At 71.7% G+C, this 14,697-nt stretch carries 12 protein-coding genes; 4 read left to right on the top strand and 8 right to left on the bottom strand.

Features of this window, described 5'->3' with window-relative positions; translation table 11 throughout:
* Positions 1 to 852, bottom strand: an 852-nt coding sequence (locus BZL64_RS28630) for an EamA family transporter (protein WP_086772065.1), incomplete at its 3' end; no start/stop codon positions are given.
* Positions 853 to 941: 89 nt separating this feature from the next.
* On the opposite strand from BZL64_RS28630, the gene BZL64_RS28625 reads away from it, so the two are divergent.
* Entirely contained in the window at positions 942 to 1,865 is a 924-nt protein-coding gene (locus tag BZL64_RS28625; protein ID WP_086772064.1) for a LysR family transcriptional regulator, read from the top strand.
* A gap of 65 nt (positions 1,866 to 1,930) precedes the next feature.
* On the opposite strand, the gene BZL64_RS28620 is transcribed toward BZL64_RS28625, so the two are convergent.
* Positions 1,931 to 2,311: a hypothetical protein gene (locus BZL64_RS28620; protein ID WP_086772067.1), complete on the bottom strand. Its 381-nt coding sequence runs from the start codon at positions 2,309 to 2,311 to the stop codon at positions 1,931 to 1,933.
* A gap of 116 nt (positions 2,312 to 2,427) precedes the next feature.
* On the opposite strand from BZL64_RS28620, the gene sigJ reads away from it, so the two are divergent.
* Positions 2,428 to 3,363 (top strand): RNA polymerase sigma factor SigJ, encoded by a 936-nt coding sequence (gene sigJ, locus BZL64_RS28615; RefSeq protein WP_086772063.1) that lies wholly within the window; start codon positions 2,428 to 2,430, stop codon positions 3,361 to 3,363.
* 179 nt (positions 3,364 to 3,542) lie between these two features.
* Positions 3,543 to 5,342, top strand: a complete 1,800-nt coding sequence (locus BZL64_RS28610) for a glycoside hydrolase family 3 protein (protein ID WP_086772062.1) — start codon at positions 3,543 to 3,545, stop codon at positions 5,340 to 5,342.
* 78 nt (positions 5,343 to 5,420) lie between these two features.
* Here BZL64_RS28610 and BZL64_RS28605 read toward each other — a convergent pair whose 3' ends face one another.
* The 5 genes from BZL64_RS28605 to BZL64_RS28585 form a co-directional block, all read right to left on the bottom strand.
* Entirely contained in the window at positions 5,421 to 6,845 is a 1,425-nt protein-coding gene (locus tag BZL64_RS28605) for a S28 family serine protease (RefSeq protein WP_086772061.1), read from the bottom strand.
* A 157-nt stretch (positions 6,846 to 7,002) separates the two neighbouring features.
* On the bottom strand, positions 7,003 to 7,392 hold the full coding sequence (locus tag BZL64_RS28600; protein ID WP_086772060.1) for a hypothetical protein: 390 nt from the start codon (positions 7,390 to 7,392) through the stop codon (positions 7,003 to 7,005).
* A gap of 98 nt (positions 7,393 to 7,490) precedes the next feature.
* Complete coding sequence (locus BZL64_RS28595) at positions 7,491 to 11,210, bottom strand: ABC transporter ATP-binding protein (protein ID WP_086772059.1); 3,720 nt, start codon at positions 11,208 to 11,210, stop codon at positions 7,491 to 7,493.
* Positions 11,211 to 11,337: 127 nt separating this feature from the next.
* Positions 11,338 to 12,462: an esterase-like activity of phytase family protein gene (locus BZL64_RS28590; RefSeq protein ID WP_244205526.1), complete on the bottom strand. Its 1,125-nt coding sequence runs from the start codon at positions 12,460 to 12,462 to the stop codon at positions 11,338 to 11,340.
* Between the two features lie 104 nt (positions 12,463 to 12,566).
* Positions 12,567 to 13,421 carry a serine hydrolase gene (locus BZL64_RS28585; protein WP_086772058.1) on the bottom strand — a complete coding sequence of 285 codons (855 nt, stop codon included), beginning with the start codon at positions 13,419 to 13,421 and terminating at the stop codon, positions 12,567 to 12,569.
* Positions 13,422 to 13,512: 91 nt separating this feature from the next.
* Between BZL64_RS28585 and BZL64_RS28580 the strand changes: the two genes are divergently transcribed.
* Positions 13,513 to 13,878, top strand: a complete 366-nt coding sequence (locus BZL64_RS28580; protein WP_086772057.1) for a hypothetical protein — start codon at positions 13,513 to 13,515, stop codon at positions 13,876 to 13,878.
* A 39-nt stretch (positions 13,879 to 13,917) separates the two neighbouring features.
* Here BZL64_RS28580 and BZL64_RS28575 read toward each other — a convergent pair.
* Positions 13,918 to 14,697: MFS transporter (locus tag BZL64_RS28575; protein ID WP_143663336.1), on the bottom strand; the 780-nt coding region annotated here is incomplete at its 5' end.

Below are 14,697 nucleotides of genomic sequence, written 5' to 3'. Positions count from 1 at the left end.
GCGTGGGGGCAGGGAGGTCAGGGCCACTCCCGTCACCAGGAGGGCCGCCGCGCACCAGCGCAGGCCGCTTACCTGCTCGTTCAGGAAGACGGCTGCCGAGGTCATGCCGAACACCGGGACCAGGAGGGAGAAGGGGGCCACGGTGGACGCCGGGTGGCGGTGCAGCAGCCAGCCCCAGGCGCCGAAGCCGAAGACCGTCGAGATCCAGGCGACGTAGACGACCGTACCGGCGCCCTGCCAGTCCAGTGCGCGCAGTGCGGCCAGGTCCCTGGCCGGGCCCTCGGTCAGGAGGGAGAGGGCGAGGAGGGGCAGGACGGGGACCGTGCTGACCCAGACCATGAAGTTCAGCGCGTCCGGCGGGGACGCCTTGCGGGTGAGGACGTTCGAGGCGCCCCAGCAGGCCGCCGCCGCGATGACCAGGGCGAACGCTCCGAGCGGGCCCGAGGCGCCCTCGTCCGCCGCGGCCACGCCGATGCCCGCGAGGGCCACCGCCATGCCCAGCAGGCGGACCGGGGTGGGGCGTTCGCCGAGGAACGCGAAGGCGATGCCCGCCGTGAACACCGACTGGATCTGGAGGACCAGGGAGGACAGTCCGGCCGGCATCCCCGCGTCCATGCCGACGAAGAGCAACCCGAACTTGGCCACCCCCAGCACCAGCCCCACCGCCACGATCCACTTCCACGCCACCTTCGGGCGGCCCACGAGGAACACCGCCGGCAGGGCCGCCACCAGGAAGCGCAGGGCCGAGAAGAGGAGGGGCGGGAAGTGTCCCAGACCGATCTCGATGACGGCGAAGTTCACCCCCCAGACGGCGGCGACGAGAACGGCGAGGAGGAGGTGGGCTGGTCGCATGCGTCGAGGATCACCCGCCCCGACCGTGAAGCACCAGCGATGATTGCTGCACGGTTCGATGTAGCAGAACTGATGAGAGGGAGGAACCCGTGCTCGATCTCCAGCGGCTGCGCGCCCTGCACGCCGTCGCCGTCCACGGCACCGTCGGGGCCGCCGCCACCGCGCTCGGCTACACCCCGTCCGCCGTCTCCCAGCAGATCGCCAAGCTGGAACGGGAGACCAGGACCGTCCTCCTCGAACGCGAGGGCCGCGGCGTCCGGCTGACCGACGATGCCCATCAACTCGTCGGCGCGGCGCAGGAGTTGCTGGCGATCGTGGAGCGGGCGGAGACCGAGCTGGAGGAGCGCCGGGGAGTGCCGGCGGGACGGCTGAGCGTGGCCGCGTTCGGCTCGGCGGCCCGCGGTCTGATGCCCTCCGTCCTCGCCGAACTCGCCCTCCGGCACCCCGCGCTGGACGCCCGCCTCACCGAGATCGACCCGCATCTGTCGGTGGGCCTCGTCGCCAAGGGCGCCGTGGACCTCGCCGTCGTCCACGACTGGGACATCGCCCCGCTGCCCGCCCCCGCGGGCGTCGAGCAGGCGGTCATCGGCGACGACCTGTGCGATCTGCTGGTCCCCGTCGGGCATCCCCTCGCGGGGCGGACGGGCGTACGGCGTGAGGAACTGGGCGGCGAGCGGTGGATCTGCCAGCCGCCGGGCCGGGTCTGCCACGACTGGCTGGTCCGCACCCTCCGTGCGGCCGGGCACGAGCCGGACCTCGTCCACCAGGCCGAGGAGAACCCGACCCTCGTCGCCCTCGTCGCGGCCGGCCTCGGCGTCGGCCTCGTCCCCCGCCTCGGCCGGGGCCCTCTCCCCCCGGGCGCGGTCGAGGTCTCCCTCGATCCGATGCCGGTACGCCGTCTGTACGCCCTGTGGCGCACCGGCGCTTCCCGCCGCCCGGCCATCGCGGAAACGGTGCGGGTACTGCGCGAGCACTGGCCGAGGGTGGCGACGGTCCACCGCGAGAGCCGGTAGGGCCTGTCGTTTGGATCAGGCCGTCGCCGGCATGATCCGAACGGCAGGCCCTGACCCGGCGGGCCTCAGCGTCGGGCCAGCGCCAGCATGCTCAGGCCGAACATCAGGACGCCCAGGGGGAGATGGACCGACGGGACGTGTGCGATGCCCAGCACGACCTGGACCGAGGCGAGGACGAGGAACCCCGACGCGTGCCAGACGGGCCGTATCGGGCCGCCGCCCGGCTTCCACGCCAGCACCGCCGCGAGCAGGTACAGCATCGACGCCCCGTACATCACACGGGCGCCGACATCGTGCAGCGTCGCTCCGTAGGACGAGGTCAGCAGCATCCCGGCGGAGACCGCCTGGAGGAAGATGGTCAGGGTCTGCAGGGCGATCGCGATCCGCAGGAACGGGGAGCCGCGCCGTACGTCCGCCCCAGCCGTCGCCGTCACCTGAGTGGCCATGCCGGCCGTGTCAGCCATGTCACAGTCCTCTTTCCGCCCTCGGGCAGCAGATCGGTAAGGTCTCACCAGCCCGACGACGCGGGGCTGCGAAAGGTAAGGCGGGGGCGGCGACGAGCATGGGGACTGTCGGGGACGGGACGGACAGGACGGACGGGGCGGACGGCGAGCGACGCCAACTGATCAATGTCGCCTACCGCTTGCTCGGTTCGGTGACCGAGGCCGAGGACGCCGTACAGGACGCCTACGCACGCTGGTACGGGCTGCCGCGGAGCCGGCGGGAGGAGATCCTGTCTCCCGGCGCCTGGCTGACGACGGTGACCGGCCGCATCTGTCTGGACCTGCTCGGCTCGGCGCGGGCCCGCCGCGAACGCTATGTCGGCGCCTGGCTGCCCGAGCCCCTGCCCGGCCGCGCCGAGGGGGACCACCCGGGCGGCGCCCACCCCGGCGGAGCCACCGGTGCGGCGGACCCCGCCGACCAGATCGTGCTGGACGAGTCGGTGACCATGGCCTTCCTCGTCGTCCTGGAGTCGATGACGCCCGCCGAGCGGGTGGCGTTCGTCCTGCACGACGTCTTCCGGTACCCGTTCGCCGAGATCGCCGACGTGCTCGGCCGCACGCCCGCCGCCTGCAAGCAGCTGGCGGCTTCCGCCCGGCGGCGGGTGAGCCCCACGGGCCCTCCGGTGACGGCGGCCGGGCGGGCGGACGTGGTGAGGCACGTCAAGGAGGCGTGGGAGAGCAAGGACATCGCCGCGCTCGTCGGTCTCCTCGACCCGGCCGCCGTGATGACCGCCGACGGCGGCGGCATGGTCGGCACCGTCCTGCGCCCGGTGGAGGGCGGCGCGCGTATCGCCGAGTACATGGTCGCCATCGCCGACCGGGCTCCCGGGCTCGTACTCCTGGAGCGGTCGGTCAACGGTGTGCCCGGCCTGGTGGCCGAGCGGGCCGGCGTCGTGATGACCGTGGCCGCGTTCGACATCTGCGACGGGCGCGTCACCCGCATCTGGGTCATCCGCAACCCGGAGAAGCTACGGCCGTGGGCGCGGGAGGGCTAGAGGGGGGCGGCCAGAAGGCAAACCCCGCGGTACCGCGCGCGTTCCCTTGACTGGCGGAAACTTCCGGATTACTGCTGACGCGACGGAAGTTTCCTTCAGCGGATCACTCGATCACTGGATCACTCCTCGATCACCGGATCACTGGATCACCACCCGGAACCCCTCCGGAAGGAGCGCACGTGCCCTCCAGACGTACCGTCCTCGCCGCCGGCGCCGGCCTCACCACCGCTCTCGCCACCGCGTTCACCGTCGGCGGCACCGCCCACGCCGACGCCGACCGCCGCCTGCGGGCGCTGATCTCGCGCATGACGCTGGAAGAGAAGGTGGGCCAGGTCTTCGTCACGCGGGTCTACGGCCATTCGGCGACCGCCCCCGACCAGGCGGACGCCGACGCGAACCTCGCCGAACTCGGTGTGCGGACCGCCGCGGAGCTGATCGCCCGTTACCGGGTGGGCGGGATCATCTACTTCACGTGGGCGCACAACACCCGCGACCCGCTCCAGATCGCCGACCTCTCCAACGGGCTCCAGCGGGCCTCGCTCGGACAGCCGCGCGGGCTGCCGGTGCTGGTCTCCACCGACCAGGAGCACGGCATCGTCGCGCGCGTCGGTGAGCCGGCCACGCTGTTCCCGGGGGCGATGGCGATCGGCGCCGGGGGGTCGCGGACCGACGCCCGTACCCTCGGCCGGGTCGCGGGCGGGGAGCTGCGGGCGATGGGCGTCCGGCAGGACTACTCCCCCGTCGTCGACGTGAACGTCAACCCGGCCAACCCGGTCATCGGCGTCCGCTCGTTCGGCGCGGACCCCGAAGCGGTGGCGGAGCTGGCCGCGGCGGAGATCCGCGGCTACCGGGCGGCCGGGGTGGCGGCGACCGCCAAGCACTTCCCCGGGCACGGCGACACCGCCGTCGACAGCCACTACGGCTTCCCCGTCATCACGCACACCCGCGAGGTGTGGGAGAGGCTGGACGCGGTGCCGTTCCGGGCGGCGATCGCGGCCGGCGTCGACTCGATCATGACCGCGCACATCCTGGTCCCGTCCCTCGACGACTCGGGCGACCCGGCCACCCTGTCCCGGCCCGTCGTCACCGGCCTGTTGCGCGAAAATCTCGGCTACGACGGGGTGGTGGTCACCGACGCGCTCGACATGGCGGGCGTACGGACGAAGTACGGCGACGACCGGGTGCCGGTGCTCGCGCTGAAGGCGGGCGTCGACCAGCTCCTCAACCCGCCGAAGCTGGACGTCGCCTGGAACGCCGTGCTGCGGGCCGTGCGGGACGGGGAGCTGACGGAGGCGCGGCTGGAGGAGTCGGTCCTGCGGATCCTGCGGCTGAAGGACCGGCTGGGGCTGCTCGCCGACCCGTACGTCAGCCGGGACCGGGTCGGGCGGACGGTCGGCACGAAGGCGCACCTGGCGACGGCCGACGAGATCGCCGAGCGGACGACGACCCTGCTGGTCAACGAGGGCGCCCTGCTGCCGCTGTCGCCGCGTACGCACCGGCGGCTGCTGGTGGTGGGCGCCGACCCGGCCTCCCCCTCGGGTACTACGGGTCCGCCCACCGGGGTCCTGGCCGCCGCGCTCACCGAGCTGGGGTTCACGGCGACCGCCCTGTCCACGGGTACGGCCCCGTCCGCGGAGACGATCGCCCGCGCGGTGACGGCGGCGGGCGAGGCGGACGCGGTGGTGGTGGGGACGTACAACGTCTCCGCGACGAGTCCGCAGAAAGCCCTCGTCGGGCAACTGCTCGCGACGGGGCGGCCGGTGGTCGCGGTGGCGGTCCGCAATCCGTACGACGTGGCCCAGTTGCCGTCCGTGAAGGCGTACTTGGCGTCGTACTCCTGGACGGACGTCGAACTGCGGGCCGCGGCGCGGGTGATCGCGGGTGCCGTGGCGCCGCAGGGCCGGCTGCCGGTGCCGGTGCAGCGTCCGGACGAACCGGCGAGCGTGCTGTACCCGATCGGGCACGGCCTCAGCTACTGAGGCCGGTGCCGGAACCACATGGCACGACGGCCGGCCGGCGGGGAGCCGGCCGGCCGTCGTGGTCGGGCTGAGCTGGGGTTACGGGCGCAGCGCGGGCTCGCGCTCCACGTCCCGGACGTCCAGCTTCGCGTCGAACTTCGCCAGCGGCCTGGCCGCGGCGGCGTTCTCCTGGACGGCGGCCGGGGCGACGCCCGCCCAGTCCAGGATGCGGGCCGTGGCGAGGGCCTTCTCGTCGGCGACGAGGCCGGCCACGTTGGCGCCGTGGTTCAGGCCGGGCGCGGTGAAGACGTAGGAGTCCTTGGCGCCCTTGCCGAGACGGAAGGGCTCGGCGCCCCACGGGTCGTTCTGGCCGTAGACGAACAGCATGTGGCGGGCGTTGTGCTTCACCCACGTGTCGACGTCACGCATCGCCCACGGCTGGAACTTCATGGAGATGTCCCGGGGGACGAAGTTGCGCGGGGGCTGGTATCCGTAGCGGACGTACTTCTTCTCGATGTGCGGGAAGTGGATGGTGGGCGCGCCGAGCTGGGTGCCCGCCTGGTAGTAGTACGGGGTGTACGGGGACAGTCCCTGGTCGGCGTAGAAGGAGAACCCGGAGATCGTGTCGATCGAGGTCCAGATCTCGTCGTCGGTCGCGTTCTTCGCGTCGGCGGGGATCGAGTCGCAGTCGGACAGCAGGCTGTACTGCCAGAAGCCCCAGACGTAGTCGAGGACGACGGCCTCGTAGGCGCGGTCCAGGCTGCCGACGGTGGTGAAGGTGTAACCGTTCTCGGCGGCGTACGCCTCGTACTTCTTCTCCAGTGGTTCGCGGCGCACCAGTGCCTCGCGCTGCACGGCGTTCAGGCGGTCGCGGCACTCCTTGGTGCCGACGTTCGCGAAGAAGCGGTCGTAGGCCGAATCCTCGTTGTTCACCACGTCGTTGGGGGCGACGTAGGCGACGACGCCGTCCATGTCGCGCGGGTAGAAGCGCTCGTAGTAGGTGGCCGTCATGCCGCCCTTGGAGCCGCCCGTGGAGATCCAGTTCTCGGGGTAGAGCGCCTTCAGCGCCGTGAAGATGCGGTGCTGGTCGCTCGCGGCCTGCCAGATGTCCAGCTTGGACCAGTCGGCGGGGTCGGGGCGGGACGGTGTGAAGAAGCGGTACTCCATGGAGACCTGGTTGCCGTCCACGATCTGGGTGGGCTCGCGGCGGCTGGGGTTGGTGGAGACGTTGTAGCCGCCGGTGTAGAAGACCGTCGGGCGGCTGACGTCCTTGTGCAGCACGGTGATCCGCTGCTCGAACGTGCCCTTGGAGGGGTGCCGGTGGTCCACCGGCTGGGTGTAGTTCAGGACGAAGTAGCGGTAGCCGGGGTACGGCTTCTCCTGGACCAGGCTCATGCCGGGAACGGAGAGGAGCCGGTCTTTGATGTCCGCGGCTTCCGGCTGGGCGGCGGTGGCCGCTCCGGCCGTGGTCAGCGTGCCGATCAGCACGGTGAACGCCAGCAGCCATCTGAGCGCCTTGCGCATGCGCGTGCACCCTCCCTGTGAGACAGATGTGCGCCGGAAGCTATCGGAGCAACACCCGTCACACCAGAGGGGTTTGGCAAATGGGCCGAATGTCGGGCCTGATCAGGGAAGTTGGCGCAGGCCGGCCGGGGCGGGGTTCAGCACAGGATGCAGGCTTTCAGCACAGGATCCAGCCGGAGGTGTACCTGCCGCTGCCCACGGAGCCCGAGACCCGCACACAGCGGTGACCGGCATAGACCTCGACCGGCGGCGAACTGCGCACGTGTTTGCGGGACTTGCGGACGGCCACGTGGCCGCGTGCCTGCACACTCACCGAGACCACCCGTTTCGTGCCGGGGTGCTTCTGGATGGTCACGGCGCACACCCGGCCGCCGTTCTTGTAGACGAAGACGGAGCCGGTGGAGAAGGGCAGCATCCGCACCTGGCGGCCGGTGCAGGAGGAGGGCGCGGCCTGGGCGCTGCCCGGTGCCGCCACCGCGAGCAGGACGGACGCGGTCAGCACGGCCAGCCCCGCCCCCAGCCGTCGGCGTATCGCACCACTGTCCACGGTCTTCGACCCCTCCCACAGATGCCGTACGCAGGACCGTACGGATGGGCGTACAGGTGTACGGACGCACGGCATGTGTCGGATGGTTGCGACGACCGTCAGCGGGACGCGCCGACCTGCTCCTCCGGCTCGGCCGCCCCGACGAACGCCCGCCACAGCGCGGCGTAGCGCCCGCCGCGGGCCAGCAGTTCGTCGTGCGTGCCGTCCTCGGCGACCCGGCCGCCGTCCATGACGACGACCCGGTCCGCACGGGCGGCGGTGGTCAGCCGGTGGGCGACCACCAGCGTCGTACGGCGGCCCGCGATGCGGTCGGTGGCCTGGTTGACGAGGGCCTCCGTGGCCAGGTCCAGGGCGGCCGTCGCCTCGTCGAGGAGCAGGACGTCGGGGTCGACCAGCTCGGCGCGGGCCAGCGCGATGAGCTGGCGCTGACCGGCGGAGAGGTTGCGGCCGCGCTCGGCGACCTCGTGGAGGTAGCCGCCGTCCAGCGTGGCGATCATCTCGTGCGCGCCGACCGCCCGCGCCGCCGCCTCCACCTCGGCGTCGCCGGCGCCCGGACGGCCGTAGGCGATGGCGTCGCGGACGGTGCCGGGGAAGAGGTACGCCTCCTGCGGGACGACGCCCAGCCGGTGGCGGTACGCGGTGAGGTCGAGGGTGCGCAGATCCGTGCCGTCGACCAGCACCCGGCCGCCGGTGGGGTCGTAGAACCGGGCCACCAGCTTCACCAGGGTCGACTTGCCGGCGCCGGTCTCGCCGACGAACGCGACGGTCTGCCCGGCGGGGATGCGCAACTCGATGCCGGTGAGGGCCTCTTCGTCCTCGCCGTAGGTGAAGTGCACGTCCTCGAAGGCGATCTCGCCACGCAGCGAGGGGACGCTCTGGGGTTCCTTGGCGGTCTTCGTGGAGGTGGGTTCCTGGAGGAGCTCCTGGATGCGGCCCAGCGAGACCGTGGCCTGCTGGTAGCCGTCGAACACCTGGGAGAGCTGCTGGACGGGCGCGAAGAACAGGTCGATGTAGAGCAGGTAGGCGACCAGCGCGCCGGTCGTCAGCGTCGCCGCGTCCACCCGGCCCGCGCCCGCGATCAGGACGGCCGCGGCGGCGACCGACGACAGCAGCTGGACGAAGGGGAAGTAGACCGAGATGAGCCACTGGCCGCGGATGCGGGCCTGCCGGTAGCTGTCGCTGTGCTCGGCGAACCGCTCGGCGCCGTCCCGCTCGCGGCCGAAGGCCTGCACGATGCGCAGTCCGGCCACCGACTCCTGGAGGTCGGCGTTGACCGTCGACACCCGCTCACGGGCGAGTTCGTAGGCCTTCACGCTTGCCCGGCGGAAGAAGAAGGTGGCGATGATCAGCGGCGGCAGGGTGGCGAAGACGACCAGGGCCAGCTGCACGTCGAGCACCAGCAGGGCGGCCATGATGCCGAAGAAGGTGACGACCGAGACGAACGCGGTGACCAGGCCGGTCTGCAGGAACGTCGACAGCGCGTCGACGTCGGTCGTCATCCGCGTCATGATCCGGCCTGTCAGCTCCCGCTCGTAGTAGTCGAGGCCGAGCCGCTGGAGCTGGGCGAAGATCTTCAGGCGCAGCGCGTACAGGACCCGCTCGCCGGTGCGGCCGGTCATCCGGATCTCGCCGGTCTGCGCGACCCACTGGACGGCGACGGCGAGCAGCGCGAGCAGGGACGCGGTCCAGACGGCGCCGATGGCCATCCGGGTGACGCCGTCGTCGATGCCGTGCCGGATCATCACCGGCAGGAGCAGGCCCATGCCGGCGTCCACGGCGACGAGGCCGAGGCTGATCAGCAGCGGCGCCCCGAAGCCGCGCAGCAGCCGGCGCAGGCCGTAGGAGTCCTCGGCGGCGACGGCGCGAGCCTCGTCGACGTCCGGGACGTCGGTCGCCGGGGGCAGCGCCTCCACCTGGGCGAGCAGCTCGGGGGTGGCGGGCGTACCGGCGAGGGCGGTGTCCTTCGGCTCGCGGTCGCCGGTCCACAGCCGGGGCGTGACCCCGCGCTCGGCGTCGAACTCGGCGTCCAGCTCGTCCCGTACCGAGGTGTCCTCGCAGGGCTCCTCGGGGCGGGTGTGGCCGGGCGAGACGCCGCCCAGCTCGTCCGGGTCGGTGAGCAGGCGGCGGTACAGGGCCGAGCGTTCCTGGAGTTCCTCGTGGGTGCCGAGGTCGGCGAGCCGGCCGGCGTCGAGGACGGCGATGCGGTCGGCGAGGTTGAGGGTGGAGCGGCGGTGCGCGATGAGGAGGGTGGTGCGGCCCTCCATGACGTGCCTGAGGGCCTCGTGGATCTCGTGCTCGACGCGGGCGTCCACGGCGGAGGTGGCGTCGTCGAGGACCAGCAGCCTCGGGTCGGTGAGGATGGCGCGGGCGAGGGCCACGCGCTGGCGCTGGCCGCCGGAGAGGGTGAGGCCGTGCTCGCCGACCTTGGTGGCGTAGCCCGCGGGCAGCTCGGCGATGAACCGGTCGGCCTGTGCGGCGCGGGCGGCGGCCTCGATCTCCTCGTCGGTGGCGTCCGGACGGCCGTACGCGATGTTGCTGCGGACCGTGTCCGAGAAGAGGAAGGAGTCCTCGGGCACCAGGCCGATCGCGGCCCGCAGCGAGTCCTGGGTCAGCTCGCGGACGTCGTGGCCGCCGATGAGGACGGCGCCGCGGGTCACGTCGTAGAAGCGGGGCAGCAGGAGGGAGACCGTGGACTTGCCGGAACCGGAGGAGCCGACGACGGCGAGGGTCTCGCCGGGGCGGATCTCGAAGCTCAGCCCGTCCAGGACGGGGCGGCCGTCCGCGTAGCCGAAGGAGACGTCGTCGAACTCCACGGACGCCGGCGCGTCGGCGGGCAGCTCCTTGGTGCCGTCCTTGATCGACGGCTCGGTGTCGATCAGTTCCAGGACGCGTTCGGTGCCGGCGCGGGCCTGCTGGGCGACCGTGAGGACCATGGCGAGCATGCGGACCGGGCCGACGAGTTGCGCCAGGTAGGTGGAGAAGGCGACGAAGGTACCGAGGGTGATGTGCCCGTGCACGGCGAGCCAGCCGCCCAGCGCGAGCATCGCGACCTGGCCGAGCGCGGGGACCGACTGGAGCGCGGGGGTGTACCGCGAGTTGAAGCGGATGGTGCGCATCCGGCCCGCGAAGAGACGGCGGCCGACCTCACGCAGCTTTCCGGTCTCCTGGTCCTCCTGCCCGAAGCCCTTCACCACGCGTACGCCGCTGACGGCGCCGTCGACGACACCCGCGACGGCGGCGGCCTGCGCCTGCGCGTACCAGGTGGCGGGGTGCAGCCTGCTGCGGCTGCGCTTCGCGATCACCCACAGGGCGGGGGCCACGGCCAGCGCGACCAGGGTGAGCGGCGGCGACAGCCAGGCCATGATCCCCAGGGAGATCAGGAAGAGCAGGATGTTCCCGATGGTCATCGGGAGCATGAAGAGCAAGCCCTGGATGAGCTGGAGGTCGCTGGTGGCCCGGCCGACGACCTGTCCGGTGGACAGCTCGTCCTGGCGGCGGCCGTCGAGCCGGGTGATCGTCCCGTACATCTCGGTGCGCAGATCGTGCTGGACGTCGAGGGCGAGACGGCCACCGTAGTAGCGGCGGACGTAGGTGAGGGCGTAGACGATCAGGGCCGCGCCGATCAGGGCGCCCGCCCAGGGGGCCATGTCGCGGGTGTGACCGACGACCACGTCGTCGATGATGACCTTGGTGATCAGCGGGACCAGTGCCATGACGGCCATGCCGCCCAGCGAGGAACCGAGGGCGAGGACGACGTCCGTCGGATGGCGCCACGCGTAGCTCGCCAGTCGCCGTGCCCATCCCCGTTGCGCAGCCACGCCGGTGCCTTCCGTTCGACCTGATCCATCTGATCCGCCTGATCGGCCTGATCTTCCAGAAGGCACCAACGTGACATGAACCGGATTTCATCCCTCCGCAACAAATCGGGGAGCTTCGAGCTGTAGGTCAGACGCGTACGCGCAGGAAGTAGAACCGGGTCGTCTGCACCGCGTTCTGGTTGTCGTCGCTGACCAGCAGGACCTTCAGCGCGCCCTTGCTCCGGCCCGTGATCACCATGCCCTCGATGTTGTCGAGGAGCGGGTTCGGCTGGGGCTGCTTCGCCGTCGCTCCCTGTGACGGGCAGGTCACGAGGTCGGCGAGCAGGGTCTTGCCGATCGGGCGTACCCCGTCCTGGCCCGTCAGGTTCTCGACGCCGCTGGTGTCCGTGGCCCGGCGCGGGTCGGCGAGGTAGAGGCGGACCGTGTTGCCGACGCCCGCGGTGAAGCCGCGCTCCAGGACGAGGAGGCGGCCGTCCGGGGTCGCCCGGACCTCGGGGACGCCGAGCCCGGCGTCGGCCCGGTAGGCGTACTGCGCGCCGAGCGTGAACTCGCCGCCCCGCCGCGTCCAGGTCTGGAAACGGACCGTGCCGGCCGCGTCGCCGGAGAGGGCGTACTCCATCGACGCGAGCAGGGTACGGCCGCCGGGCAGCAGGGTCAGGCCCTCGAAGGTGCCGTTGGGGACCGCGCGGCCGGCCGGGGCGACCCGCAGGGCGTCCGGGACGGGAAGGCGGCCGAGGAGCGCGCCGGACGGACCGTAGCGGCGTACGGACGGCTCGGTCTCGGAGGTGATCAGGCGGGTGCCGTCCCGGTCCACGACCAGGCCCTCGGAGTCCAGGGCGGCGCCGTTCTCGTCGGCGAGGGGGACGACCCCGGCCGGCCGCAGGGTCCGCGGGTCGAGCCGGAAGAGGGAGGAGCGGTCGGAGACGGCCGCGAGCGAGCCGTCCCGGTCCACGGCGAGCGCGGAGAAGTTGCCGACGAAGGTGCCGTCGTGCGTCGTCTTGTCGAGGGCGTCGGAGAAGCGGTCGAGGGAGACCGAGGGGGAACAGGCGCTGTCCGGCCTGTCCGGCCTGTCCGGCCTGTCCGGCCTGTCCGGCCTGTCCCCCGTTTCCGGCCCGTCTGACCTGTCCGCCCTGGTCGCTCTGTCCGTTCCGTCCGTTCTGTTCTGCTGGGCGTTCGCGGGGCCGGCGGCGGCCAGGCTGGTGGCCACCGCCAGGCCGGCGGTGAAGGTGGCGAGTACGGTTCGCAGGCGCATGGGGTCACGGTAGGGCGGCCGGGTGTCACCGTAGGGCGGGCGGGTGACGGCCGGTGGGACACGCCGTGAAAGATGGCCGGTCCGTTCGCCCGATCCGTCGCCTCTCAGGAGGCGGCGAGGTCCCGGTGGATGACCTTGGCGACGCCCTGGATGGTGTTGATGCCGTAGCTCATCGTGCTGTTTCCGTGGGTGAGGACGGTGATGGCGTAGTCGTGGCCGCCGCCCTTGAACGTGCCGACGCTGTGCACCCGCCAGCCGTGGGTGGCGCGCGACAGCCAGCCGTTCTTGACGTGCCAGCTGACCCCTGCGGGCCGCCCGTACGGGGTGCCCCAGCGCTGCGACGAGACGACCCCCGCCATCAGCTTGTTGACGTAGGCGCGTGAGGTGTCGGTGAGGACGGCGTTCTTGGCCGTGAGGAGCTTGAGCAGCTTCTGCTCGTCGGTGACGGTGATCTGGGTCAGCCCCCAGTAACCGTTTGCGCCCGGCTTGGTCTGCGTCATCTTGGCCGCCGTGAGGAAGGCCCTGATCTTCGTCATGCCGAGCTGCTTCCACAGGGTGGTGGTGGAGGCGTTGTCCGACTTGGTGATCATCGCCGTGGCGAGGGACTTCTCCCGCGTGGTCAGCGCCCTGTGGTGCTTCTGCGCGTCCCACAGCAACGCGGAGAGAACGGTGACCTTGACGACGCTGGCCGAGTCGTAGGCGGTGGAGGCGCGCAGTGTGCAAGTGGTGTTGGTGGTGCGGTCGTAGAGACCGACGGCCACCGTGCCCTTGCGGGTGGCGAGCGCCGCGGTGATGTCCTTCTTCAGCTTGGCGGCGAGACCGGCCTTGGCCGACGTACAGCTGACCGTCGGGGTGGCGGCCGCGGCGGGCGTCGCGGCGGCCACGCCGGTGATGAGGATGCCGACGCCCAGGGTGGTGGCGACGAGTCCTCTCGTCCGTCTGAAAGTCCTGTGAGTCATGCCACGTTGACTCGCACAGACTGTCGATAGTTGTACTCACGTTCCAGGAATCGGATTCGTAACGCACCGGAACGGCGGGTACGGATGCAGCATGCCGACCGAGACACCGAACGGGCATTTCGCCGCTGGGCAGTTGCGCGCCGCTCTGTGGGTGATGCACCGCCTCGCCACGTCCGAAGGACAGCCGCCCGAAGGGGACGCGTTCCGCGGGAAGAAGGTGCCCACCAAGCTCCTGGCTGCCGGCCTGGGATCCCTGATGAGGAACTTCCAGCTCGCGAGGCGCCACGGAGGGGACCGCTGGAAGGCGGCCGTCGAGGTGTTCCACGACATACCGGACTTCCTTCAGGCGGAGTTGCCCGCGACCACGATGGGGTCCGGTGAACAGACCGCCTTCATCGCCGGGTACGAGAAGCAACTGGCCGCATACCGGGAGAGGTTCGGGGCGCTTCTGGGGTGATGGGGAGCGTGCGGCTGATGGATGAGGAGGGCTGGGGCGTCACGTCGGACTCCGGGCCAGATCTCGCCCGGGGTGCGGCGTGCGGTCGTACCGGGGGAGCAGGAAGGGGGTGATCAGCATGAGAAGGCCGGCGACGGCGATCGCCACGCGAGGGCCGGTGATGCCGGCCAGCAGGCCCCACAGCCCGGTCATGGCCGCGACGGTCGCCTTGCTGGTGACCGACCATGCCGACAGGGTGCGGGCGACCCGGTCCGTCGCCGTCCGGTCGAGCCGGTAAGCGGCGAACACCGGATTGAACACGCCCATGCAGGTGATCAGCGCGAACTCGACGGCGATGACGAGCACGAGCCCGGCCACGCCGGGGCGGATGAAGGCCAGCCCGATCGACCAGCACGCGCGCAGGGTCCCGGCGGTGAGCATGACCTTGTGCCGGCCGAACCGTGCGACGAGCCGGGGGGCCAGCCGTGAGCCGATGATGCCGCCGACGCAGGGCAGGCCGAACGCGAGGCCGTACTGCCAGGGGGCGAACCCGAGGTCGCCCAGCATGAGAACGGCGAGCAGCGGTGAAGTCGCCATGATCAGGCCGCTGACCAGGACCGTGTTGAAGAACAGCGGGCGCAGGGCCGGGTGGGCGAGGATGTACCGCCACCCTTCGAACAGGTCGCCGAACCGGAGCGGCGCCCCCTTCGTACCGGTGCGCACGGCGTGCGGCTCGCTCCCGCCGATCACCTTCATACCGGTGCGCACAGGGCGCGGCTCGCTCCCGCCGATCGCACCCGTACCGGTCCGCACAGGGCGCGGCTCGCTCCCGCCGATCGC

The sequence above is a fragment of the Streptomyces bobili genome (assembly GCF_002154575.1).
In the GTDB taxonomy this organism is placed as follows: Bacteria; Actinomycetota; Actinomycetes; order Streptomycetales; family Streptomycetaceae; genus Streptomyces; species Streptomyces bobili.
The sequence above is the reverse complement of the archived record's forward strand: the minus strand, read 5'-3'. Positions and strand labels throughout refer to the sequence as shown.

Bases quoted from the DNA above. Each gene is read 5' to 3' on its own strand.
- BZL64_RS28620 (WP_086772067.1), bottom strand. From the start codon at position 2,311: ATGGCCACTCAGGTGACGGCGACGGCTGGGGCGGACGTACGGCGCGGC.
- sigJ (WP_086772063.1), top strand. From the start codon at position 2,428: ATGGGGACTGTCGGGGACGGGACGGACAGGACGGACGGGGCGGACGGC.
- BZL64_RS28605 (WP_086772061.1), bottom strand. From the start codon at position 6,845: ATGCGCAAGGCGCTCAGATGGCTGCTGGCGTTCACCGTGCTGATCGGC.
- BZL64_RS28590 (WP_244205526.1), bottom strand. From the start codon at position 12,462: ATGCGCCTGCGAACCGTACTCGCCACCTTCACCGCCGGCCTGGCGGTG.
- BZL64_RS28585 (WP_086772058.1), bottom strand. From the start codon at position 13,421: ATGACTCACAGGACTTTCAGACGGACGAGAGGACTCGTCGCCACCACC.
- BZL64_RS28580 (WP_086772057.1), top strand. From the start codon at position 13,513: ATGCCGACCGAGACACCGAACGGGCATTTCGCCGCTGGGCAGTTGCGC.